General features: G+C 54.1%; 23 protein-coding genes. 15 read left to right on the top strand and 8 right to left on the bottom strand.

Going from position 1 to position 22449, the window contains the following annotated elements; genetic code table 11:
* The first annotated feature begins 12 nt into the window (after positions 1-12).
* Positions 13-699 (top strand): TetR/AcrR family transcriptional regulator, encoded by a 687-nt coding sequence (locus LMS44_RS04045; RefSeq protein ID WP_138801330.1) that lies wholly within the window; start codon positions 13-15, stop codon positions 697-699.
* A 37-nt stretch (positions 700-736) separates the two neighbouring features.
* On the opposite strand, the gene LMS44_RS04050 is transcribed toward LMS44_RS04045, so the two are convergent.
* Positions 737-1576, bottom strand: a complete 840-nt coding sequence (locus LMS44_RS04050; RefSeq protein ID WP_138801329.1) for an AraC family transcriptional regulator — start codon at positions 1574-1576, stop codon at positions 737-739.
* A 91-nt stretch (positions 1577-1667) separates the two neighbouring features.
* Here LMS44_RS04050 and LMS44_RS04055 point away from each other — a divergent pair, with 91 nt between their 5' ends.
* Positions 1668-1802 carry a hypothetical protein gene (locus tag LMS44_RS04055; RefSeq protein ID WP_498946885.1) on the top strand — a complete coding sequence of 45 codons (135 nt, stop codon included), beginning with the start codon at positions 1668-1670 and terminating at the stop codon, positions 1800-1802.
* Between the two features lie 7 nt (positions 1803-1809).
* Here the strand turns inward: LMS44_RS04055 and LMS44_RS04060 are convergent, their stop codons facing one another.
* Positions 1810-2793 (bottom strand): NADPH:quinone reductase, encoded by a 984-nt coding sequence (locus LMS44_RS04060; protein ID WP_138801328.1) that lies wholly within the window; start codon positions 2791-2793, stop codon positions 1810-1812.
* A 153-nt stretch (positions 2794-2946) separates the two neighbouring features.
* Between LMS44_RS04060 and LMS44_RS04065 the strand changes: the two genes are divergently transcribed.
* Together LMS44_RS04065 and LMS44_RS04070 are read left to right on the top strand one after the other, a co-directional pair.
* The gene (locus LMS44_RS04065) at positions 2947-3285 is read left to right on the top strand and encodes a winged helix-turn-helix transcriptional regulator (RefSeq protein WP_138801327.1); all 339 of its coding nucleotides are present in this window, start codon (positions 2947-2949) and stop codon (positions 3283-3285) included.
* Positions 3286-3330: 45 nt separating this feature from the next.
* Positions 3331-4245, top strand: coding sequence for a LysR family transcriptional regulator (locus tag LMS44_RS04070; protein WP_159176144.1), 915 nt, complete (start codon positions 3331-3333; stop codon positions 4243-4245).
* A 52-nt stretch (positions 4246-4297) separates the two neighbouring features.
* Here the strand turns inward: LMS44_RS04070 and LMS44_RS04075 are convergent, their stop codons facing one another.
* Together LMS44_RS04075 and LMS44_RS04080 are read right to left on the bottom strand one after the other, a co-directional pair.
* On the bottom strand, positions 4298-4726 hold the full coding sequence (locus LMS44_RS04075; protein WP_414121332.1) for a DUF6220 domain-containing protein: 429 nt from the start codon (positions 4724-4726) through the stop codon (positions 4298-4300).
* Between the two features lie 3 nt (positions 4727-4729).
* The gene (locus LMS44_RS04080; RefSeq protein ID WP_138801325.1) at positions 4730-5287 is read right to left on the bottom strand and encodes an NAD(P)H-dependent oxidoreductase; all 558 of its coding nucleotides are present in this window, start codon (positions 5285-5287) and stop codon (positions 4730-4732) included.
* A gap of 285 nt (positions 5288-5572) precedes the next feature.
* On the opposite strand from LMS44_RS04080, the gene LMS44_RS04085 reads away from it, so the two are divergent.
* The gene (locus LMS44_RS04085; RefSeq protein WP_498946886.1) at positions 5573-6427 is read left to right on the top strand and encodes an AraC family transcriptional regulator; all 855 of its coding nucleotides are present in this window, start codon (positions 5573-5575) and stop codon (positions 6425-6427) included.
* A 129-nt stretch (positions 6428-6556) separates the two neighbouring features.
* On the opposite strand, the gene LMS44_RS04090 is transcribed toward LMS44_RS04085, so the two are convergent.
* The gene (locus LMS44_RS04090) at positions 6557-7312 is read right to left on the bottom strand and encodes an SDR family NAD(P)-dependent oxidoreductase (RefSeq protein ID WP_138801323.1); all 756 of its coding nucleotides are present in this window, start codon (positions 7310-7312) and stop codon (positions 6557-6559) included.
* 264 nt (positions 7313-7576) lie between these two features.
* On the opposite strand from LMS44_RS04090, the gene LMS44_RS04095 reads away from it, so the two are divergent.
* The gene (locus LMS44_RS04095; RefSeq protein ID WP_138801322.1) at positions 7577-7963 is read left to right on the top strand and encodes an NUDIX hydrolase; all 387 of its coding nucleotides are present in this window, start codon (positions 7577-7579) and stop codon (positions 7961-7963) included.
* Between the two features lie 130 nt (positions 7964-8093).
* Here LMS44_RS04095 and LMS44_RS04100 read toward each other — a convergent pair whose 3' ends face one another.
* Both LMS44_RS04100 and LMS44_RS04105 read right to left on the bottom strand, forming a co-directional pair.
* Positions 8094-8417: a hypothetical protein gene (locus LMS44_RS04100; RefSeq protein WP_159176146.1), complete on the bottom strand. Its 324-nt coding sequence runs from the start codon at positions 8415-8417 to the stop codon at positions 8094-8096.
* 64 nt (positions 8418-8481) lie between these two features.
* Positions 8482-9138, bottom strand: a complete 657-nt coding sequence (locus LMS44_RS04105) for a TetR/AcrR family transcriptional regulator C-terminal domain-containing protein (RefSeq protein WP_138801320.1) — start codon at positions 9136-9138, stop codon at positions 8482-8484.
* An 82-nt stretch (positions 9139-9220) separates the two neighbouring features.
* Between LMS44_RS04105 and LMS44_RS04110 the strand changes: the two genes are divergently transcribed.
* From LMS44_RS04110 to LMS44_RS04150, 9 genes are all read left to right on the top strand, one after another.
* Positions 9221-10660, top strand: a complete 1440-nt coding sequence (locus LMS44_RS04110; RefSeq protein WP_342418058.1) for an efflux transporter outer membrane subunit — start codon at positions 9221-9223, stop codon at positions 10658-10660.
* 41 nt (positions 10661-10701) lie between these two features.
* Positions 10702-11796: an HlyD family secretion protein gene (locus tag LMS44_RS04115; RefSeq protein ID WP_342411139.1), complete on the top strand. Its 1095-nt coding sequence runs from the start codon at positions 10702-10704 to the stop codon at positions 11794-11796.
* The gene (locus LMS44_RS04120; RefSeq protein WP_212751703.1) at positions 11790-13331 is read left to right on the top strand and encodes an MFS transporter; all 1542 of its coding nucleotides are present in this window, start codon (positions 11790-11792) and stop codon (positions 13329-13331) included. The genes LMS44_RS04115 and LMS44_RS04120 overlap by 7 nt, the downstream gene beginning before the upstream one ends.
* A gap of 97 nt (positions 13332-13428) precedes the next feature.
* A complete protein-coding gene (locus LMS44_RS04125) occupies positions 13429-13629 on the top strand; it encodes a LysR family transcriptional regulator (RefSeq protein WP_171051215.1) in 201 nt (66 codons plus the stop codon).
* A gap of 434 nt (positions 13630-14063) precedes the next feature.
* Positions 14064-14231, top strand: a complete 168-nt coding sequence (locus LMS44_RS04130) for a hypothetical protein (protein WP_425336964.1) — start codon at positions 14064-14066, stop codon at positions 14229-14231.
* Between the two features lie 233 nt (positions 14232-14464).
* Complete coding sequence (locus LMS44_RS04135) at positions 14465-14863, top strand: hypothetical protein (protein ID WP_425336965.1); 399 nt, start codon at positions 14465-14467, stop codon at positions 14861-14863.
* Between the two features lie 125 nt (positions 14864-14988).
* Positions 14989-15798, top strand: coding sequence for a sulfite exporter TauE/SafE family protein (locus LMS44_RS04140; protein WP_138801317.1), 810 nt, complete (start codon positions 14989-14991; stop codon positions 15796-15798).
* A gap of 176 nt (positions 15799-15974) precedes the next feature.
* Positions 15975-16898 (top strand): bifunctional helix-turn-helix transcriptional regulator/GNAT family N-acetyltransferase, encoded by a 924-nt coding sequence (locus LMS44_RS04145; RefSeq protein ID WP_022519737.1) that lies wholly within the window; start codon positions 15975-15977, stop codon positions 16896-16898.
* A gap of 750 nt (positions 16899-17648) precedes the next feature.
* Positions 17649-20795, top strand: a complete 3147-nt coding sequence (locus tag LMS44_RS04150; protein ID WP_022519772.1) for an ATP-binding protein — start codon at positions 17649-17651, stop codon at positions 20793-20795.
* A gap of 16 nt (positions 20796-20811) precedes the next feature.
* On the opposite strand, the gene LMS44_RS04155 is transcribed toward LMS44_RS04150, so the two are convergent.
* Positions 20812-22443: an FAD-dependent oxidoreductase gene (locus LMS44_RS04155; protein WP_233973909.1), complete on the bottom strand. Its 1632-nt coding sequence runs from the start codon at positions 22441-22443 to the stop codon at positions 20812-20814.
* Positions 22444-22449 lie beyond the last annotated feature (6 nt).

Below are 22449 nucleotides of genomic sequence, written 5' to 3' on the forward strand. Positions count from 1 at the left end.
AAGGATGTGTACATGACAAAAAGCGATACGCTCGATATGAAACAGAGTGCCCGTACCCGGGGAAAAACCCGCCGTAATGCTCATGAAACACGCGAGCGCCTGCTTCAAGCGGCGACTCAAGAGTTTTCCGAGCGCGGCTACGATGGTGCTCGCATGGAACGTATCGTGCGTGCAGCCGATTGTAATGTGCGCATGGTGTATCACTACTTCGATGACAAGGAAGGTCTTTACCTGACTGTTCTCGAACGAGTCTATGAGGAGTTGCGCGCCAAGGAGCAGGCACTCAATTTAAGCTATCTCGAGCCCGTTGCAGGTATGCGCGCGCTGGTCGAATTCACCTTCGATCATATGGCCGAGCATCCCGAGTTCACCAGCCTGGTGCGCAATGAGAACTTGCTGGGTGGGCGCATGCTGCGCAAATCGAGCAAAGTCGTCCAGCAAACGACGCCGCTCGTAGGCATGATCCGGGATACCCTAAAGCGAGGGGAAGCAGCAGGGTTATTTCGCTCGGCTGTAGACCCTACCCAGCTCTACATTTCTATTCTTTCGCTATCAATCATTCACATCAATCAACGCGACACGCTATCCATCATCTTCGAGCAGGATCTGGCTGACCCGGATTGGTTGATTGAGCGGCGTGCCCATGCGGTCGAGGTAATACTTTCCTATCTATGTGTTGAGTCCCGGGTGATTAAATAAGCGACAAGGACTATCTGCAGGGCTCCGAATACCTCATCTACTTGCCCATCTGCTGCATAAATTTACGACAGCAAACCAAGCCAGAACCGCCGCCTTCCTCCGGCGGGCGACTAGCCGCCCGAACAAAAGCGCTGGGAGATTGACCGAGCACCTTGCGAAACATACTGGAGAAAGCGGCTGGGCTGTCATAGCCGAGTTCCAGCGCGGTTTGGGTAACGGAACTGCCCGAGAGCAGCCTGGGAATTGCTGCCATCAGGCAGGCCTGCTGGCGCCATACGCCAAAGGAGAGCCCGGTCTGCTGACGGAACAGGCGATTGAAGGTGCGCTGACTGCAATGTAACTGCCGCGCCCACTCCTCCGGAAGAGTGTGAATGTTTGGTTGGCCGAGAAACTCTCTGCACAGGCTGGCGAGTGGAAGGTCATGGGGCAGGGGCGCAAATAGTGGCAGGGCCTGAGCCTGTTCCAGTTCGTATAGGAGTAATTGAGCCAGGGCACCGTCGCGGCCGTTTTCGTCATAGAGCGCGGGGATGTGGGCGGAAGCCAGCAGCAGGTAATGCAGGAGAGGCGTCACGACCAGCACCTCGCAGTTGAGCGAAGCGCGTGGCGCGACGTGGGGCTCGATATACAGACTTCGGGTGCTCACCCCGTTCATGCGCACTTGGTGGCGTTTGCCCGCAGGTAGCCATACGCCGCTATAGGGCGGCACCATCCAGGTGCCGTCATCCGTGTTGACTTCCATCACGCCGGTCATGCCATAGAGAAACTGGGCACGGCGATGGGTATGGAAGTCCAGGAGGGTACCGGGGCGGTAGTCAGTGCCGATGGCCACCACGGGCCTTGCTACATGATCCACATCAGAAAGAGGTGTATTGAGCATTAGCGTTAACCTGGCTGAAACGCGTTGATGGTCTTTGCTGCTTCCCTGTCCACATGGCGCCACCACCAACGGCAGACCATGCAATGGCACGGTGGGCTCATGGCTCGGGATCCGCCTGGCGTCGCGATGGATCGGGCGCATTCTCGACCGCATTCATACTAGGGTGTACCTGTTACTGCTGACGGAAGTGCTGGTGGTGATGGTCGTCATGCGTGATTTCAAGTAATCTCAGCTCACATGTGTATAAGAACCTTGCCTATAACGTTGGACGATTCCAATGCCTCGTGAGCATCCGCTACATTCCGCAAAGGCATGTTTAAACCGATTTTTGGCAAATAGCATTCGGCCTCAAGGCACGAGTTGATATCCGCTATAGCAGCTTGTTTCAACTCATCGGGTACATTGTAGATATATACGAAACGGAAGACGCAACCATGCATCATGGCCTTCAATAATGGAATGGAAAGCTCATCCGTCGCATTGGCGGTTGCGTAGGCGCTTATAACCCCACCTTGGGACAAGCAGGCCAAGTTGATGTCAAGATTGGGCTTCAACGCGACATCGACAATATGGTCAACGCCGAGTCCTTCTGTTGCTTCCAAAACAATACTCGCAACATCTTCCGACTTTCGGTCGATCACTAGATCTGCGCCATTTTCTTCGGCTACGGTGGCTTGTTCAGAGCTCATCACCGTTGTTGAAACCCATGCGCCGGCCCACTTTGCCAATAGAATTGCTGCTGTTCCGACCACGCCGGCTCCGCCATGAATCAGCACCCGCCGACCTTTAAGACTGCCATCAGAAAACAGGCAGCGGTGAGCTGTGAGCGCAGGAATCCCAAGCGAAGCCCCTACTTCGAATGAGACCTTATCTGGCAAGTGAACCGCTTGGCGAGACGGAACTACAACGAACTCTGCTGCCGTGCCTGTTGCTCGGCCATATTGCGCTTCGTATACCCAAACCCGCTCGCTAAGCCGATCCGATGACACGTTCGTGCCAACCGCATCAATAACGCCTGCACCATCTTGATGAGGAATAATGCGTGGATAAGGCATCTCTGAAGAGAAGCCAGTTCTTGCTTTAACATCGGTAGGATTCAGTCCAGAAACATGAATGCGTACGCGCACCTCGTCTGGCCCTGGTTCTGGTGTCGGCAATTCACCGACTTTCAGCACATCACGAGCGCTGCCTTGGGCTTCATAGTAAGCTGCTTTCATCAGGGTGCTCCATCAAGATTTTCAGGTAAAAGAGCGCAGCACAGCACTAGCCGCTGCGGAAGAGATATTCTAGGTACTAGGGGTTAAATTGAAAAGTAGGCACTTATTTGATATATAGGGATATGTTTTATACTAATGGCGGGTGTATAACGGATGAAGAAGCAAGAAGCTCATGAGTATCGGTGCACTGTTGAAGCGACCGTTGCTGTTGCTGGCGGCAAATGGAAACCGCTGATCATTTACTATCTACTCAGCGGAACCAAACGATTTGGAGAGCTTCGCAAGCTTATCGGTGGCGTCACGCAACGGTCGTTGACATTGCAACTTCGAGAGCTTGAATCGCACGGTATTATCTCTCGAGAAGTGTTTGCCGAAGTTCCCCCACGTGTCGAATATTCGCTTACCGAGCTTGGGCTGACTCTGGCCCCCGTGCTCAACGCCATGAAAGAGTGGGGAGACAGCTATCTCTCTTGGCAACAAGATGAAAAATAATGATATTGAAGAAACTAGTTGCCTCTTTTTGACTTGGTAAATGATATGGCCAACTTGCGCTCTTTGGACCTCAATCTTCTGGTTGTCTTGCATGCTCTGTTAGAGGAGCAGCACGTAACACGAGCAGCACGGCGTCTTGCGCTGTCACAACCAGCAACTAGTAACGCACTAGATAGGTGCCGGCATGTCTTCAATGATCCATTGTTGGAGCGTGTCGCAGGTGAAATGCGATTAACGACGAAAGCTCTGTCGCTAAAAGAACCATTGTCCCACGCACTGCTTGCCATATCGGCCGTCGTAGAGACACCGCAAGCTAAATTGACGCAAGTTCGCCAAACGGTCCGCTTGTTAATGGCAGATCAACCAGGTCTGGCGGTCATGACCCACCTTTTAACCAAGTTAAGCACCAGCGCTCCAAATGTGAATTTAGCGCTATTGCCATGGCGCAGCAGTAAGGATGCTCTCCATCGTCTGGAGAATGGTGAAGCTGATATTGCGATCTCAACGTTTCCTGCGCTGCCTCCAAAATTTCATCGCCAGGAAATTAGATATGAGGACTATGTTGTGGCCATGCGGGCCTCGCATCCTGCCGTTCGGAAATTTAACATGGATGAGTGGCTGGCCTGGCCACATATCGTTGTTTCCGGAGAGGGGAATGTACGTGGGTCTCTGGAAGAAGTATTAGCCCAACAAGGCAAAACTCGTCATGTCGGCGCTGTTGTACCGAATTTCACTATGATCGAGCCTTTGCTGAAAGCAACGGATATGATCGCTACCACGCCTATAAATTGTCTTTCTGATACTCAAGCCCTAGCGGTTTTCGAGCCGCCCATCCCGGTGCCAGGCTTCAGTCTACATTTAGCTTGGCATGCGCGAAGAGATGGTGATTTGGTTGTACAACATGTGACCGAAACGCTGCGATGCCTCTTTCAAAAAGAAGGCATCGAAGCTATTCGATAATGTCTTATCAAGCTTGGAGCTTTCGGGAATAAGTACGACTGAATAGGAGGTATCAGTCACTGAGAGGCCCTGAGGTTGGTTTAAGCTGGTAGCGACGGAGATATTCCACTTTGGTCAGCAACGCTAAGCTAGCTCCCAACATCAACGCTCCGTTAAATGGATGCATTGAAAGCAACAAGGGGGTTGAACCAGCGGCTAAGATTACCTGTACCAAGTAAAAAAAGAAGGTTAACCCGGCCCACCTCCTCAGCGTCCTAAGCTGAGGCACATACAGAGTAGCGACTAGAAGTGCACTCGCCGGAAAGAACAGGACCCCTCCCACTATTGCATGTGTCTCCCACAGCCCACCATTTCTGAATAGTGCACCGCCCGCGATAAGAAATTGCCCTAAAACACCACATGGAAAGGCCCCTGCTAGTAGGGGATACCAGCGAGGAACCTTTTGCGAGGAATTAGTAACATGACTATTTAACTCACTCATCACTCAAACCTCCTGTGGCTCGGGTGATGCAATCCATGACTTTAATACCTCTGCGTAACGGGTCCCTTCGGTCTTAATCTCGTCCAAAGACAGCTGGTTGGCATGGTAGACGATAAAGGGGCTGCTCCAGGCCAGCTCACAACGGTGGGCTGTCGCGCGCATCGGGGCAAGTAGCTCAAGCATGGTGAACATATTACGCCCGCCCTTGCTATAAGCGTCAGGCGTGTTGCCTGCGGTCACCGAGACCATTATGGGCATGCCTCGTAGCCTGCGCCCCTCCGACTCGTAGTTAATGTAGAACAGTCGCGTTAGCACGGCATCCAGCCATACTTTCAATATCGGCGGGGTAGCGTACCATTGCATAGGGTACTGCAGGACGACCCGGTCCACGGCCAACAAACGATGCACCTCGGCACCGGTGTCAATCTCGCCATTGGGATAAGCTCGCTGTACATCGAAGATTTCGACATCATCGATCTGGGAGGCGGCAGTGGAAAGGGCAGCGTTGGCATGCGAGCGCGCAATATCAGGATGGAAAAGTAGTACAAGTGTTTTCGACATGGGAATACTCCGATTGGGGTTACCCTAGTAGCTTTATCCTGTACGCATTATTTGTCTAATGGATAGTTGATATGTCTGTCTATTGATTTGGTGAATTGATGGTGCATGTAATAGTGCTTGCCTCAATTAGCCTAGGAAAATACCGAATTTAATATTATTTTAGGCGGAAGTCTGTGAGCATTGGTTCACCGACTTTGCTAACCCTACAAGCCGGTTGGCCCTGATTATCGCCCCCACTATTATCGATTCATGAATACAAACCTTATAGATACAGTGCGTCGATATTTGGATGCACATGCAGATACTGTAGGCCTCGCGCAAACACCGGTTTCCGGATTGACAATTATTCGTTCAACCCAGCCAAGCGATCTGCAACATGCTATTCCCAACCCGCTCATCTGCTTAGTATTGCAAGGCACGAAGCTCGTCACATTGGGAAAGGAGACCTACAAGTTCGCGGCAGGAAGTTCGCTGTTGATCACGGCCGATGTCCCAACGGTCAGCCAGATTACGCACGCCAGTACTGATAAGCCCTATATGGCACTTGTGCTGGATCTTGAACCGGTGGTGATTAGTGATTTGGTACTGGGTATGAAAATGGTACCTAGGGTGAGCGGAGCCGCTGTACGTTACGATGCGATTGATACCGATGTGCAGGATGCGGCACTGCGTTTGATGAAACTTCTGGATCGCCCTGAGTCTCTGCCGGTGCTACATAGCCAACTGGTGCGAGAGATGCACTATTGGCTGTTGTCTGGCCGCCATGGGGAAGCCATTCGTCGCCTTGGAGCTCCGGAAAGTCGTGAGCAGCGCATCTCCCGTTCAGTTGCTATTCTTCGCGCCGATTTCAGGAAGACACTACCAGTGGAACTGCTTGCCTCTGAAGCGGGGATGAGCATCTCGTCTTTTTATCAGCACTTCCGTGCAGTGACGTCGCTTTCGCCATTGCAGTTCCAGAAACAACTTCGACTTATTGAGGCCCGCCGACTTATGGTGTCGAGAGGCCTGTCTGCAAGCAGTGCCGCTTTTGACGTGGGTTACGAGAGCGTTTCTCAATTTTCAAGGGAGTATCGACGCCTGTTTGGCTTGTCACCAAGCCGGGATAAGGAATCCGCTAAGAAAGTGCTTCATACCAAATAAAATTACTAGTTCGGCCGTGCTCACAGAGAAAAAATTACGATTTTTCAATCCGGACACTAACATAAAAAGCCTGCCGTAAAGGCAGGCTGTTGGTTAGCTACATGCATGTACCTAGCGAAGCTATTCTGATCAGATACCTTGCCCACCGGATACTTCAATCCGTTGCCCGTTCACCCAGCGATTGTCGTCGGATAGTAGGCTAGCAATCATAGGCCCGATATCATCGGGTACTCCGACGCGGCCAAGTGCAGTCATATCAGCGAACACTTTGTTAAGATCCGGGGTATCCCTTACGGCCCCCCCTAGAAAGTCGGTTTCGATAGCGCCGGGCGCAACGGTATTTACCGCTATTCCTCGTTCACTAAACTCCTTCGCCATATATCTGGAGAGTACTTCCACAGCCCCTTTTACTGCTGAATATGCAGAGAAGCCCGAGAATGTACCCGTGGTTAGTCCAGAAGATAGGTTTACGATTCTTCCCCTGTCAGCAATCAATGGCAATAAACACTGTGTCAGAAAAAAAACACCCTTGAAATGTACATCAACCAGTCGATCGAACTGTTCTGGGGTGGTGTCGGCAATAGGCGCCATATATCCGTGGCCGGCATTGTTTACTAAGTGATCGAATGTCTCGCGTTGCCATATGTCCTTCAACGATTTTCGTAGCTGTTCGGAAAACTGCCGGAAACCGGCAATATCCTTTGTATCCAATTGCAGAGCAATTGCCTTACGCCCTAGATTCTCAATTTCCTGAACAACTGCCTCGGCGTTTTCTCGACCGCTATGGTAGGTCAGGATCACATCGCTGCCTTTGTGGGCAATGCTGAGCGCAGTATTTCGACCGAGGCCTCGGCTCCCACCTGTAACGATAGCTATACTCGACATGCTTCACCTCCACTATGTATTTATGTAACACCTCGCAATTATTGCGAATACAGTGAAAGAAGGCGCAGCCTGAATCTCGAAGAATGTTGCCTATTTCTCCAAATTTTCCAGCACCGCTAAAATTAGGTTCTGAACGAAAGATCAACTCGTAGGTAGTTGTGGGGGGCTGGAGACTGAGTGATTATAGATCAGTGAAGGAGGAGGAGATTTACTTTTAATGCCTTGTGTTGACGGTTTTTGGTTTAGTTGCTTTCGGAGGGAGTTATGTTTCCAGTATCGATAAAGGGTGTTTTATTTTTGCCGGGCGAGAAAGTGGTGTTGGCATTAAATTCGCGTGATGAGTGGGAGTTGCCGGGTGGACGGATAGACGTTGGGGAAACTTCCGAGCTTTGTCTGGCAAGGGAGTTTAGGGAAGAGCTGAGTATAGATGTTTATGTAAAGGCAATCATTGACACTTATCTATTCGAAGTTATTTCGAATAAACACGTTTTTATTGCTACCTATGGTTGTGACCTGTTAGGTGAATTCAAGCCAGTAGTGAGTCATGAGCATGAAAAAATTGCAACGTTTCCTGTTGATGACCTCCCTGCTAACTTGCCTGCTGGTTATGTGAGGTCTATCCATGCATGGCGCTTAATGCTTGCAGCATAGGATGAAAATTCTCGACTTATTTCAACTAAGGAGTCTGCTTTTTATTTTTAAAGCCTGGTTTGGAGATTGAGACTGCCTAGCGTTAGTCGTCGAAGTCACTTATTTTCTGTTATTTTTAGGTAAATTATAGTTAATGCACCTCAAGCAAACTATTCGTTTCAGTGTCGATAGAACTCTCTTCTACGATCCGAATAGGGAACCCAAATGCCTTGCCAAGAGGTGCTAAGGTGATCCGCAGCGATAACGCCACGGTTGGGCTTGTGGCGACGACGATGCTACCTGCGCACACACGCTTGAGTTGTGCCCGGTTACGCTTGAGCCATAGAGCCAGGCGCTTTCTTTCTTCTTTAGTGGATTCCTGTTCCCGGCCAGGGACTTCGCGTGTCAACAGGACGAACTGTTCACTCTGGTGCAGCAAACTATTCAGTTGCGATTCCCAATTGGATGATCCCATAGAAGATATCCAAACCCTTGGAAAGTGGCTGGTGTCGATATGCATATAACAACCCTAGGAATGATTAAAGCCGGTGATGAGGTACGGTGATTTGTTGTTTAATTCCTGCGATGAGCAAATCCAGGCCAGTTGCAAAACGACCGTCGAAATCTTCTGAAAAGATCGCTTCGCGTGCGGCCCAGCTGTGTGGATGTTTCTCTCGCGCTGAGTCGAGAAAAGTCTGTTTGCGTGCAGCCAGATCCAAATTGCTCTCGGGCCCCAGTGCTTGCTCCTCCATCACGAGGCCCAAGAGATAGTAGGTCACAGTGAAACTGGAGGTGGCAGCTAGCTCCGCATCTGCACCTGCTTGCATAAAAGCTGAGATCATAGCTTCGCCGGTACGCAACACGTTGTCGGTGACGACATAGGTGCCTGCGAACACTCGTGCACCATCACGGTGTCGTAACAGCGCTAGTCGAAGTTCTACGGCGACTTGGCGGACACGATCCTCCCATGGCTGTGCTTCGGGTAGATCCTTTGCAACACCGTCAACCAGGGCATCGGCCATACCGTCGATAAGTGATTGTTTATTTTCGAAATGCCAATACAGCGAAGGTGCTTGTATCTGGAGCGCTTGTGCCAGCTTGCGCATCGTAAGCCCTTCAATTCCATATTGGTCAAGTAGTGACAGTGCGGTCTCGATGACCTTGGATCGCTCGATTCGAGGTGCTTTTGTCGCCATGTTCTTTCTCTGTAGAGGTTGACATCTAACATTGTTAGTCTAGCATGCGTGTTATTAGACTAACAGTGTTAGGTTGGTGTTGATGATGAAATACCTCTGTAGCTTTATGTTCGCAGTCACGCTTTCGGGCTGTGCCAGCATGGGGGACGTAGAAAACTCCCAGTCCACTTTGAATACCCCGGAATCTTTTGGGGCCGTGGATATAGAGTGGCATCGGCCATCATCGCATTGGTGGGAGCGTTATCATGATTCCGGTTTGAATGCGCTGATAAATCAAGCGTTTTCCCAGAGTCCTGACATACGGTTGGCCCAAGCACGCGTCTCCCAAGCGGCTGCTGTCGCCAATCAAGCCAGTGCGGAACGTGGGCCCAAGGTGGACGGGAGTGCTCGTGCAACGCGTAAACGTTATGCAGAGCAATACGATGCCGACGCGCCTTTGGCGGGGCATTATGGATCGACTTTTGTTCTTGGGGCTGAAGCTCGCTATACCTTCGATTTCTGGGGGCGGCAGCGTGCTGCCTTAAATGTAGTGCTGGGAGAAAAGGCAGCACGGCAAGCCGAGGTGCAAGATGCAAAGATTTTACTCACCAGTCAGATTGCCGAGAGTTGGTTTGAGCTATCCAGATTGCTGGAGAGAAAAAAGTTAGCTGAGGACGCTCTCGAATTGCGCACCAGAACTCTGCGTATTGTCGAGTCTCGGGTTAAGGCGGGGCTCGATACCGAGGTTGAGCGCTGGCAAGCCGAGGGTGATCTGCCCGCCACGGAACGCGATATTGCTGAGCTCGATGAACGGATCAGCTTGCAACGAAATACGTTGGCAGCCTTGGCAGGGTTACCGATGAAGGCGTTGGCCGATGCGGTGCCAAACGTGGAGCCAGCACGGGAATCCTTCTTACCAGCATCAATACCCGCTGAACTGATTGGCCAGCGCGCCGATGTCGTGGCGGCGCGTTGGCGCGTGGAGGTGGCCACTCAGGGCGTTGAAGTGGCCAAAGCCGATTTTTATCCAAATATTAACTTACGTGCTTTCGCAGGTGTGGCTCGACAAGGTCTTTCTGTGGGGTTGTCTGACTGGTTTGATGCAGGTAGCCGCACCTACAGTATTGAACCTGCCATCAGTTTGCCAATTTTTGATGCTGGCCAATTGCGTGCCCAGCTAAAAGAGCGAGTATCGGACCTTGATGCCGCCGTTGAAATCTACAACCAAGTGTTGCTGGCGGCTGTTCGCGATGCAGCGAATCAGATGGTCTCGTTGGACGCACTGGAACCACAGCTTCAGGCTCAAGAGCGAGCCTTGTCTGCTAGACGTACAGCATTTGATCTAGCTAAGCGGCAATACGCGTCTGGTTTGACGAACTATCTGACCGTGTTGAATGCCCAGAATGCCTTACTTCAAGCACGCAAACAGCAAGCGGATATAAGGTCGCGCGCCTTGGTGCTTGATGCCGAACTCAACCGCGCTTTGGGTGGTGGTTTCGATACCTCAAACTCAACCATACATTTTACGGGTAAGTCATCATGAGCACGTCTGAAGTAGGTAAACGGCGGTCCTGGACTGTGCGTGTGGCACCATGGGTAGGATGTGTTGCCATTTGCGTGTTGGTAGTGCTGGCAACGACACATTGGCGTCACTGGACAAGTAATCGAACGATACAAACGACTCAAAATGCCTTTGTAAAATCGAACTTCGCGATACTGAGTGCCAGGGTCTCAGGGTATATCAACGTATTACCAGTCGGTGATTATCAAGCCGTCCAGGCGGGTGACATTATTGCTCAGATTGATGATGTCGATATTCGGCTCAAGATCTCTGCCAGAGAAGCGGCCCAAGCCAAGGCCCAGGCTGAGTTGGAGAACCTGGATCGAGAGGTGACTCAGCAGCGTGCGCGCATTGAGCAAACTCAGGCCAAAGTGCGCGGGACCGAGGTAAGGGTGCACCAGTATCAAACTAGCCCAGAACGCCAGTCTGGGCTGGTTCAGGAGGGGGCGCTATCCCGTCAAGTGTTTGAAAGAGCCCAGGCAGACTTGGATCACGCTGAAAGTCAACATGATGAGGCGGTTGCAGAATTAGAGCTGGCAAATACTTCGTTGAGTGTTTTAGAAGGCCAAAGAGCCGTCCGTCGAGCCGAGTTGGATGCAGCCACCGCTGATCTCGAAGCTGCTCGCCATGATCTTGACTATACGCGAATTGTGGCACCTTTCGATGGTGTCATTGGCAAGCTGAAAGTTCAGCGTGGCAGCCTGGTCACCACTGGAACGCAAATTGTTTCTCTCGTTCCCTCAGCACGGCCTTACATCATAGCCAATTATAAGGAAACGCAGCTTGCCCATGTGATGGCTGGTCAGCCGGTCGAACTGACCGTCGATGCGTTGCCTGAGATGACGTTCCGAGGCCGTGTGGCGGAAATCTCTCCTATGAGTGGTGGTGAAACCGCATTATTGCCAGCTGACAATGCTTCAGGCAATTTTACCAAGGTCGTGCAGAGAATACCGGTTCGTATTGAACTGGAGCCAGGGCAGGAATCCATCTCGAAGTTGCGGCCGGGTATGTCGGCTGAAACTTCCATCAATACCGAGGGGAAGCTGATAGCGTCTTATCCGCCCTCTTCGTTAGAGATGGTGAGTTCCGCCTCTCGTAAGGGAGCGGGTCAATGGTGAAGCTCCCGGACATGCTTTCCAATACCGTCCGGCCGCGGCCCGTCTTGACCGTAATGGCGATTTTCCTGGGAGCGGTCCTGACGACCTTGCAGGGGCGGCTGTTTTCGATGGCGCTGACCGACCTGCGCGGTCAATTTGGGTTGGATGTGCTGGAGGCTGCGTGGTTGGGTACGGCACTGAATGGTGCCCAGTTGATCACCATGCCGATTGTCCCCTGGCTGGCCACGGTAATCGGTCCGACGCGGGTGTTAGTCGCTCCCAGTCTCGTACTTGGCTTGGTGACCTTGTTGATCCCCATATCCGCGCAAAACTATCCAATGTTACTGATTCTGCACTCCATCACAGGGCTTTGCCTGGGGATTTACCTCCCTCTGACGGTTTCTCTGGCACTACGCAATCTACAGCCACAATTCTGGCTCATGGTCATGGCCGCCTATAGCCTGCGTGTCTCAACGGGAATGGATGCAGGGGTTGGCATCTCGGGATTTTTCGTGGAAGAGATCAGTTGGCACTGGGTTTACTGGACAGCGAGCATTGTCGCACCAATCATTGCTCTATTAACATGGAAAGCGATACCTCTGGCACCTGTAGAGCGTGAAAAGTGGTATGAGGTGGATTGGGGAGGCATGGCTCTATTCTGCAGCGGGTTGGTACTGATTTTTATTGGTCTTGAATCAGCCGAACGCTTGGGGTGGTGGGATTCTGGGCTTGTCGTTTCCTCTTTGACAGGTGGGGGAGTGCTCTTTTCCTCAGCCGTTATGCGTGCAGTAATAACGAAGAGAAACAGATTTGGCGAGCTTATCGGACTGAGCAACTGGAATGTCAGAATCTGCATGGTGATTGCCTGCTTATTTGGCGTTTTGATGACACCTACTTCGCTGCTTATTCCGACATTTATTCAAGAAATGGGAAGTCTCAAGCCACTGCAGGTTAGTACTGCCACTTTCGTTGCATTCAGCGCTTATCTGGCCTCGATACCGTTGGCTATCTTCCTGGCTCGACGGATAGAGGCTCGGCTGCTGATTATTCTAGGGGTCACGGTGATTGCCGTTGTTGCATGGATGGGAGGCGGCATCAGTCATAGCTGGAGAACGGAACAGTTTATCTCAATGCTTGTTTTTCAAGCGCTGGGTGAAAGCATTATGTTGATTGGTTTGATTGCTGCTTTTGTCACAAATATTAACCTGCAGCATACGATAGCGTTGGGTGCTTATATTCCGATCGCTCGTGTAATGACCCCAGTAGTGGCAGGTACTGTTATGTCGACTTGGCTACGGATGGCAGGGGATACGAGTCGTGCTTCACTAAGTATGTATTTGCAGGAAGGAGATCCTGTCGTCGTTGAAAGACTATCCAATATAGGGTTGTCGGGTATTGCACAAGGGCTGACTCGAGAATCACATGTGCTTGGCTATATTAGCGGATTTCACTTGGTATTTTGGGTGAGTGTTTTGTCACTTGCTCTGGCTACACTGCTACGTTCATCGCCTCCTAACCCAATTACTCCTCCGAGAGCCGTTGCAGAAAGGATATAGTTCACTTTCATTGACAAGTAATGGTGTTGGGGGAGGAAGCATGGCCGGGGAGATGCCATGCCGTGGCATTCTTGCACGCTGGCTATGAGGGAGTGGTATGGAACTCCGTCACCTGAGGTGTTTCTTGGCTGTCGCTGAAGAACTTCACTTCGCTCGCGCGGCCGAAAGACTGCACATTGAGCAGTCACCGTTGTCACGCACGATTAAGAAACTAGAAGAAAACCTGAGAGAACAGTTGTTCATCCGCACCAGCCGCAGCACAAGGCTGACCCGCGCGGCATCCATTGCTCTCACATAAGCGTATTCTTCTGGAGGAAGTGCTGCGTTATCCCTTGGTGCTGAGGTCTGTGAAGGCCATGCGCGCCAGATTGATCGCGCCCTGCGACCTGATGATGGCGCTGGTATCGGCCGGTTTTGCCTTGGGATTAGCTGGTGCAACACACATCACGGCTAGTCGTGATGTGTGGCGTGGTGGCCCATCCGCTGTCAGGGCGATCGCCGATGCTGACAACGTATCTGTTGCGTCGGGAAGCGGAGATATCGGATGTCTTGATTCGCTTCATTGAGCGGGTGCAGGGCCTTGCATCATCTGAGGGTATAAGGCTTGTCCCTCCACCCGAACTTGGCTAGGGGGATGTCGAGCTATGAAGCAGGTTATCCCATCACTGCTGGTTGCAGCGCTGTCCGGTTGCGGCCCATCGAAAGCGCCGAGCAAGGTCCGAAGAGCCGACCGTGGACGAGCTGTCCGGCGATTCCAAACAGTTGACGGAGCTGCGTCGGCAGTGCAAGGCGGAGCGGGCCGATGTGTTATGCAACCGAGTCGCCGAAGCCACACGCAAGCGATTCTATGGCGATGGGGAAACGCCCTATACACCACCGGAGGAGTCACCTAAGTTCTGATGTCAGACCACTGACAACAAATTCCTCTTTTCTTTACTGACACGCCGCAACGCGCTCCCGCTTGCGGCGTTTTTATTGTGTTATTTCCGGTATGAAAAGATGTTTTTTTCATCAACTCCATCCCGATAATAGATCTTTGATCGGCACCGGCTCGGCACTGATCCTCGCGTTATACGGCGTTCTTGTGTCGCGATGGAACGAGGCATTAGCGCGAAGATATCGGAGGTCGGTGAATGCACTCTCAGGGCGTATTGTTCGGACAGGTCACTGCCATTTTCGGCATCGTGATTGTCGGTGTTTGGGGCGCCACACAGTGGACCGCCGCCGCCCTGGGCTATCAGCTACGCCTCGGTTCTCCTTGGTTTGATCTCTTCGGCACGCCGGTCTATCACCCTTGGCGACTCTTTGACTGGTGGTTCTTCTTCGGCGCTTATGCGCCGGAGGTCTTCGATATCGGCGGCGCGATTGCGGGTAGCAGTGGTCTGGTCGCCGTCATCCGTATTGACTTCCATCACGCCGCTCATGCCATAGAGAAACTGGGCACGCCGATGGGTATGAAAATCGAGGAGGGTGCCGGGGCGGTAGTCAGTAACGATGGCCACTATGGGCCGTGCCACATGATCCACATCTGAAAGAGGTGTATTGAGCATTAGCGTTAACCTGGCTGAAACGCGTTGATGGTTGTCCGAGTGACGAATGTCGGCCAATCCTCGCCAGCATATAGTGCCTGCTGTTTCGTTTCATCAGGAGAGTGCCGGTGTATAGCGTATTGCTTCTTTGTGGCGGGTTGGCGGGAGTGACTACCGTGTTGTTCGGTTTCGGTGGTGGGTTTGTGGTGGTTCCCTTGCTGTATACCCTGCTGATTTCCGTCCATGGGCCGGATAGTGGTATCGGTCAGGCGGCCATGCATATCGCGGTGGCCACCTCGACGGCGTTGATGGTATTTGCTGCTTCCCTGTCCACATGGCGCCACCATCTACGGCAGACCGTGCAGTGGCACCTGGTGCGTCCGCTGGTGGGCTATATCGCCGTGGGCGCCGTGCTTGGCGCGGCGGCTGCCGTGTCGTTGAGCGGGGAGTGGGTGCGCTGGGCGTTCATCGGCTATCTGGGCATCACGATTGCGGATGCCGCTCTGCGACCCGGTTTTCTGCATCAGGCGGGGAGTGATGTGCGTCCTATAGGGCGTGGGGTAACGGCGATGACGGGGACATTGATTGGTGCGGTGGCCGCCTTGCTGGGCGTTGGCGGCAGTGTGATGACCGTACCGCTCATGCGCCGTAGAGGCGCAAGTATGACGGCAGCTACTGCCATGGCCAATCCGTTGTCGTTGCCCATGGCGGTGAGTGGCACCGCGACGTATGTGTTGCTGTCGGCAAATCACCCAGCGTTGGGGGACTGGTATGCCGGTTATGTGGATCTGCGCGCCTTGCTGGTACTCGCAGTGGGCTCATGGCTCGGAATCCGCCTGGCATCGACCTGGATCGGACGCATTCCTGACCGTCTTCATGCCAGGGTGTACCTGCTATTGCTGACCATGGTGCTTGTGGTGATGGTTTTTGTTCATTGAGTGTTGCTTGCTTGGGAGATGCCTGTTTGGGAGATGTGTGGCGCTTGATATTCAGGTCGTCGCGCAGTCGAGTGAGCTTCGTTTATTTTGTCAGTAGTTTCTTATGAGATCTTGTTGACATGGTTGCCAAAAGCAATTAATTATGTGCTTAAGGCAACTAACTGGAGGCCTCTTCCATGGCCGCAGAACAACGCTTGCATGAGCGAGCTGGAACGGTGCGAAGCTTTAACCGTTTCTACACGCGTCAGATCGGTGTGCTGCACGAGCATTTGCTGGAAAGCCCATTCTCGCTAACGGAGGTTCGCATTCTTTATGAGCTGGCGCATCGGCCGATGCTTACCAGCTCGGATATTTGCCGGGAGCTGGGGCTCAATGCCGGTTACGTGAGCCGGGTGCTGAAAGGCTTCGAGAAGAAGGGGCTCATCACCAGGATCCCCTTGCCCTCCGATCGCCGGGCGGCGCAACTGCAATTGACTGATCATGGGCGGGAAACTTACCTGCCGTTGAGTGATGCGTCCCAGCGCGAAGTTGTTGCCATGCTCAAGCGGCTTTCGGAGCCTGAGCAACACCAGTTGATCGAGGCGATGCATCAAATTGAGAGCCTGCTTGGCGATACCGATTCGAACTACCTGCTGCGCGACCCGCAGCCGGGCGATATGGGATGGATCGTCCATCGGCAGGCGGTTCTTTATGCCCAAGAGTACGGCTGGAACAGTGAATATGAAGCACTGACAGCAGACATCGTCGCCAAGTATCTGCGTGATTATGACCCGCAATGGGAACGGTGCTGGGTCGTCGAGAAGCAAGGAAGTGTCGTTGGTTCCGTGTTCGTCGTTAGGGAGGACGAAGCGACCGCAAAGCTGCGGTTACTCTATGTCGATCCCTGCGCCCGAGGTCTTGGAATAGGTGGCCGTCTTGTCGATGAATGCCTAAGATTCGCCCGCCAAGCTGGCTATAAAAAAATCATCTTGTGGACCAACAGCGTTCTTATTGGTGCGCGAAAAATCTATGAAAGGGCGGGTTTCGAACTGGTTGAGGAAACGCCCCATCACAGCTTCGGCAAGGATCTTGTCGGTCAGGTGTGGAGCCGTGAGCTGTAGTACCCACGTTGCGAAGCATCGCTTTGCCTAGGTAAAGGCCGTATGCCGGACAACAGGGGGCGAGCGCAAACCTTTAAATGATATTGCTAATTTGCCACCGTGGCTCGGCAAGTTGTATGCGTTCAATGACCCAATCCACGAATGCCCGCACGTCAGTATATGTAAAATCTGCACGTAAAGAACGTAAATCATCTTATGCGATACGCCGATTTCCTGGGCTGGCCTGGAAGGCCCCTGAATAACCAGGATTACCTCCAGAATGGATAGCACTAGTGGGAGCCAGTCGAGAAGATAAATCGTGTAGTAACGGCCTTCAGTACCATCAAAATCATAGGCAATAACAAACGGGGTGAGTCTTTTGGCTATCTAATTGCCTCTTTAATGTTGGTTTTAGCGCTACGCATGACCGTCAGCCATAGCTGCATCAAGCTTTTTCTGCTACTGATTCTATTCTACCAAATTCCAGTTAGTATCTGGCTATATTATGAGCCGAATATAAACCATAATCGGCTCATCCTGTGAGCTGAATGGGCGAGGTGGTAGGTCTATGTATTTCTGCTCATCTTTCCTCAAAACTAGTGCCGCTTGCTCTGCACTAGCTCGTAATCTGCTAGGCTTAGTTCCATCTAATACTAAAAAACCATAGGCTTGCACAAAAGCTAGCCAGTCTTTGCACGCCGATTTTTCATGTAAAGCGTGATGCAGTGCCATGGTCGACATTTCCCGCGTGTTCGAGAAAGGAAGGCAATCATGATCGCTCCCCAAGATGGGCGTTTGCGGCTGGATCGCCAGCGCTTGAAGCAGCACCGCAAACGGCTGGGCTTTAGTCAGGAGGCGCTGGCCGAGTACTGCTTCGACCAGCGCCTATGCGTTTCTATTGCTTCGATTAAACGGGCCGAGAGTGGGCGGGCGGTGCTTTATCGCACCGCTCGCCACTTGGCTGAGATCTACGGCGTCGAGGTTGAGGCGTTGTCAGTGGATGCGGAAGAGGCCGCCGCTGTGCCTGCCGCTGATAGCGAGGAGATGGAAAGCGCGCGTGTCTTGATTCAATTGCATGCCGTGGTGGCTGACCAGCCAACCCTGGCGACCTGGGTTCAGCATTTCGGCGGCAGCCTGGCGGAAGAAGGGACGGCTCTGTTTGGGCTGCCCCGGGCTTACCGTAGCGATGCCCAGCGGGGCCTGTTGTGCGCCGCGACCCTGGTGGAACAGGGAGTGGCGAAGGTCGTATATCTCCAGGCTGGCCAATGGCCGTCCGCTACGCCCCCTTCGATAGCGGAGGAGCGGAGCGGTGTCTGGGTTGAGCGCGGGGTGGCGGTGCAGTTGGCGGAACGCTTTATCTTCGATGATGAAGGCGGGGATTGGCTGCGCTACCGCCATCCCCGAGACGAATCTCAGGAGGCCCGCTTCGAACTGGTAGGGCGCCGGGTGCAGTTGGGGCAGCTGCAGGCCATTTTAGAGAGTACCTGTGACTATCAGGCTGGCCATCTGATCTATATTCGCGGCGTGGCGGGCATCGGCAAGACGCGTCTCAGCGCCGAGTTTGCCGAGATGGCGGCGGCGCATGCCGATCATCATCAGGCCGAGGTGTTGGACTTCGGCACGCGTGCCGATGAAGGCCCGTTGATGCAGCTGACTCGTTCGCTGCTTCAAACGTCCGATGAGACGAAAGGTGAAACGATAGACGAAGCGAGCCTGCTCGCTCGCCTTTCGGCGCTGCGTTTGCCCGTGGATCATGCCATGCTGCTGCGCCCCTTGCTGGGGCTGGCTCAGCCAGAGGATGCGCAGCGTCTCTATGCGGCCATGACCCCGGAGACCCGCAGCCAGCGTTTGGTTCTGGCACTGCGCGACACTCTCCTGGCGCGGTCTATTCATCGCCCCCAATTGCTGGTGGTGGAAGACCTTCACTGGGCCGATGAGGCGCTGCTGGGAACCCTGACTGGGCTACTCCAGGAGACCCTGGAAGCGCCGGTGATCTGGCTGTTTACCTCACGCTTAGAGCAGGACCCACTAGAGACCCGTCTAAGGCCACAGTTGCCTGAGTCGCCGCTAACCCTGATCGAACTTCCTCCATTGCGCCCCCAAGAGGCCGAGGCCCTGGTAGCCAGCTTCGGAGCGGTTCCCACCGAGCATGCCTCCCGCCTTGTCACTCAGGCCCAGGGCAATCCGCTGTTTCTGACTCAACTGCTGCTGTTTCATCCCCACTGCAGCTTGCCAGCCAGCCTCGCTAATCTGGTACAGACCAAGCTGGATCAGCTCACCGATCTGGATCGTCGGGCCATGTGCGTCGCCGCCGTTATGGGGCAGCGCTTCTCCCTAGCGTTGCTGCAGGAAGTGGTGGGGCAGGCCGATTATCGACCTGAACTCCCCCAGCGCTACAGTTTGGTACGCCCGCTGGAAGAGGGGAGCTATCGCTTTGTGCATGACCTGATTCTGCAGGGCATCTACGAAGGGATTCCAAAAATACAACGCGACCGCCTGCATCTCCGGCTGGCCGAGCTCTATGGTGAAACGGAACTGGGGCTACGTGCGCGCCATCTTCACCGTGCACGTTCCCTGGAAGCACCGAATGCGTTCCTGGAGGCGGTGGCAGCGGAAATGCTGCGTTATCGGCATGAGGAAGCCATGGCGCTGCTGAGACAATGCCGAGCCATCGATTATGCGCCGAAGGATGAGTACCGGTTAGTGCTGCTGCAAGGCCAAGTGGCGATGGCGACCGGGCGCATCCAGGCGGCTCGCGAGCACTTCGAGACGGCGCGCACGTTCGCCCGAGAGGAGTGTCAGCGCATTACCGCGGATCTTTGGCTAGCCCGGGTGCTGAACATGCTCGATGCCCTAGAGGCAGAAGAAGCGATACTCAATGGACTGTTGCCCCTGGCCGAGATGCTGAAAGACCCTTTGCCCCTAGCTGAAGTGCTTTATCTAAAAGGTAATCTCTATTTCCCCCGGGGCGATTTTGCCACCAGCCGGGCCTACCACACTCGGGCACTAGAGCAGGCCCGATTGGGTGGCGATGTGCATACCGAAATCCAGGCCCTGAGTGGGCTGGGCGATGCGCATTATGCCGAGGGGCAGATGCGCAGCACCTACGAGCTTTTCGACCACTGTGTGGCACTCTGCCGAACTCACGGCCACGCTGACCTAGAGGCCTCTAATTTGTTCATGCTGGGTACGGCTCGTCTTTATGCTAACGAGACCGAGGCGGCGTTGGCCGACTGTTTCGATGCTGCTGAGCTGGGCAAGCGTGTTGGCAATCGGCGTGCTGAAGTGGTGGCTCGGCTAACGGCGTCTTGGGTTCTGATTTCCCAGGGCAATCCCGATGCGGCCGACGAGCAGGTTACACAGGCGCTGGCAGTGGCTCGCGGCCTGGGGTCAGGGCGCTTCGAGGCCTTTCTGTTGGAGAGCCGTGCCCGTATCGAGCTGATCACCGGACGACAGGCTGAGGCGCGAGCCAGTATCGAGCGTGCCTGGCAGTTGGTGGAACAGCACCGTCTGACGGCCTTTATTGGCCCTTGGGTGCTCGGCACTCGGGCGCTGTTGGAAGAGGATCCAGAGGCTCGCTTGGAGACGCTGCAACAGGGTGAAGCGTTGCTGGATGCTGGCTGCGTGGGGCACAACGGCTACCGTTTTTTGGTCACGGCGGCGGAGGTTAGCTTGCTTGACCATCGCCCTTCCGCAGCCCGCCACTATGCTCAGCGCTTGACCCAGCTGATGGCGGCGGAGCCCTGTGCCTGGGGCGAGCATCACCGAGCGCTGATTGAGGCTCACGCTGTTTGGTTGGAGAGCTGCGAAGAGAACGGCGAGTCTAGCGCTCTGGAAGCTTTACGGGATTGCTGGCGCCAGGGCGAAGCGGCTGGTCTGCTGATGACGATGCCTTGTCTGGCTGCCAGCCGTTACTAGTCGTCGCGCGTTATCTTTACGTTGATCCGGTATCCCCCAGCAGCAGGGCGATGAGATGCTCTGACTGTTCCAGGCACTGCTCCTGAAGGCCCGCGCCGCGCGCCCAACCGCCAGCGAACAGCAGCGGGCATACGTTCTGGTTTCCCTCGTAGCGTCCTTGGGCGGTGGTTCGGTTATAGCGCTCGATTTCCGCTTGAGCTTCCAGGCAGTTGGCATCCAGTACATTGTGCTTGAACAGGGTCCAGGCTTTGGCTTCCAGAGCGCTGCCCAGTGGCGGCAAGCGGTCTCGGTAGCCAGCTTCGTTTGGATCGGTGGCTATGGAGTCGTTCAGGGGCGAAGGGCGCCGCTCGAGCATCTCGCGGTGGGGAATCTTGTTGAGATCATCCACCAGAGAGACGAAGTACTGCGGTAGGCCTGCCTGATTGTAATCACTGTTCTCTGCATCGTTCTGGTGGCGGTTGGCTACATAGTCGATACGGTAGGGGAAGAAGGTGTCTTCAGGGTTCCGTACTTCGATATTGTAGGTACGCCATAGGTTGCGATTGGGTGGCAGGCGGGCTGCAGCGGTGTGACAGACGCTGAAGCTGCGGGTGTAGCGCACCTTGCCAAGAATATGCTGAAGGCCTTGCTGGATCTCAGTCAGGCCGTCGCCAAAGGTCAGTATCGGCAGGGCATCTTCAGCATGGGTGGCCATGATTAGAATATCTGCCTGCCAGCGGCGTTCACCTGAAGCGGTACGCTCGGCTAGCGTTGCGCCTTGGGGCGAGAGCCTTGCCTCTACGTCGATGCCGCGCAGGATTTTGACTCTTGGGCCCTGAGTCTCGGGGTTGGCGATATAAGCGGCCAAGGCCTCAAGCCAGTGCTGGGAGCCATGCTCGAAGTAGCGGCGGTCCGGGGGCGAGCCACCTTCCTGAATGCGGTAATACTCGAAGGGAGCTTGGAGTGGCATACCGCCCGGGCCGCGATCGTCGGCGAAGTACATGGCCGATATGCGTGGATAGTAGATGGTGTGGCGGATGCGTTCCAGCCGAGCTGGCAGCGCCGGGTCCTGCCAGTCGATGGTGATTTTCAAATGATCCGCTGCGGCTGCCAGCATCTCGACGGGCGTGGCGACACAGCTGTCGAAGAAGTCATCTACCGTATAGCGGGGCGTAATGCGTCCACTCTCCACTAGGTCGATGGCGCTTTGATGCACCACGGTGATCAACGGCGCTAGCTTGCCCCCTTCGGCCTGATTTAGCTCGTGGGCGGGGTCGCTGACACCGCGGGCCAGGTCGCTATCATCGGTCAGGGCTATCGCTCCGTCACGGCTGAAGTAGCTCTCGGTATTCTCTAGCGGCTTCATGCGCTCTAGCTCGCCGATCTCGCTAAGCACCGTGCGCAGGCGATGATAGGTGGCCAAGTTGACATCATTGACCCCCAGGTCGGCCCAGCGCCGATAGGGCGACTCGGGCTTGCCCGGTTGCCGCCGATTGCCGAGGTCGACCCACACCGTTTCGGCGTTGCCGCCAAGCGTGGCTTTGCGCTCGAATAGGGTGATTTCTATCTGCTGGGCTGCTTTGCCACCGAGCTTCTGAAGGTAGTAGGCCAGTGACAGGCCAGAGACGCCGCCGCCGATAATGGCAACCCGAAGCGTTGAAGTGTCCATCGTTAT

It is taken from the genome of Halomonas profundus, assembly GCF_020865425.1.
Classification (GTDB): Bacteria; Pseudomonadota; Gammaproteobacteria; order Pseudomonadales; family Halomonadaceae; genus Vreelandella; species Vreelandella titanicae.

What these genes read in the sequence shown, in the direction of transcription:
- LMS44_RS04045 (WP_138801330.1), top strand. Translation starts at nt 13, where the DNA reads ATGACAAAAAGCGATACGCTCGATATGAAACAGAGTGCCCGTACCCGG.
- LMS44_RS04050 (WP_138801329.1), bottom strand. Translation starts at nt 1,576, where the DNA reads ATGCTCAATACACCTCTTTCTGATGTGGATCATGTAGCAAGGCCCGTG.
- LMS44_RS04060 (WP_138801328.1), bottom strand. Translation starts at nt 2,793, where the DNA reads ATGAAAGCAGCTTACTATGAAGCCCAAGGCAGCGCTCGTGATGTGCTG.
- LMS44_RS04065 (WP_138801327.1), top strand. Translation starts at nt 2,947, where the DNA reads ATGAAGAAGCAAGAAGCTCATGAGTATCGGTGCACTGTTGAAGCGACC.
- LMS44_RS04070 (WP_159176144.1), top strand. Translation starts at nt 3,331, where the DNA reads ATGGCCAACTTGCGCTCTTTGGACCTCAATCTTCTGGTTGTCTTGCAT.
- LMS44_RS04075 (WP_414121332.1), bottom strand. Translation starts at nt 4,726, where the DNA reads ATGAGTGAGTTAAATAGTCATGTTACTAATTCCTCGCAAAAGGTTCCT.
- LMS44_RS04080 (WP_138801325.1), bottom strand. Translation starts at nt 5,287, where the DNA reads ATGTCGAAAACACTTGTACTACTTTTCCATCCTGATATTGCGCGCTCG.
- LMS44_RS04090 (WP_138801323.1), bottom strand. Translation starts at nt 7,312, where the DNA reads ATGTCGAGTATAGCTATCGTTACAGGTGGGAGCCGAGGCCTCGGTCGA.
- LMS44_RS04095 (WP_138801322.1), top strand. Translation starts at nt 7,577, where the DNA reads ATGTTTCCAGTATCGATAAAGGGTGTTTTATTTTTGCCGGGCGAGAAA.
- LMS44_RS04100 (WP_159176146.1), bottom strand. Translation starts at nt 8,417, where the DNA reads ATGGGATCATCCAATTGGGAATCGCAACTGAATAGTTTGCTGCACCAG.
- LMS44_RS04105 (WP_138801320.1), bottom strand. Translation starts at nt 9,138, where the DNA reads ATGGCGACAAAAGCACCTCGAATCGAGCGATCCAAGGTCATCGAGACC.
- LMS44_RS04110 (WP_342418058.1), top strand. Translation starts at nt 9,221, where the DNA reads ATGATGAAATACCTCTGTAGCTTTATGTTCGCAGTCACGCTTTCGGGC.
- LMS44_RS04120 (WP_212751703.1), top strand. Translation starts at nt 11,790, where the DNA reads ATGGTGAAGCTCCCGGACATGCTTTCCAATACCGTCCGGCCGCGGCCC.
- LMS44_RS04125 (WP_171051215.1), top strand. Translation starts at nt 13,429, where the DNA reads ATGGAACTCCGTCACCTGAGGTGTTTCTTGGCTGTCGCTGAAGAACTT.
- LMS44_RS04135 (WP_425336965.1), top strand. Translation starts at nt 14,465, where the DNA reads ATGCACTCTCAGGGCGTATTGTTCGGACAGGTCACTGCCATTTTCGGC.
- LMS44_RS04145 (WP_022519737.1), top strand. Translation starts at nt 15,975, where the DNA reads ATGGCCGCAGAACAACGCTTGCATGAGCGAGCTGGAACGGTGCGAAGC.
- LMS44_RS04150 (WP_022519772.1), top strand. Translation starts at nt 17,649, where the DNA reads ATGATCGCTCCCCAAGATGGGCGTTTGCGGCTGGATCGCCAGCGCTTG.
- LMS44_RS04155 (WP_233973909.1), bottom strand. Translation starts at nt 22,443, where the DNA reads ATGGACACTTCAACGCTTCGGGTTGCCATTATCGGCGGCGGCGTCTCT.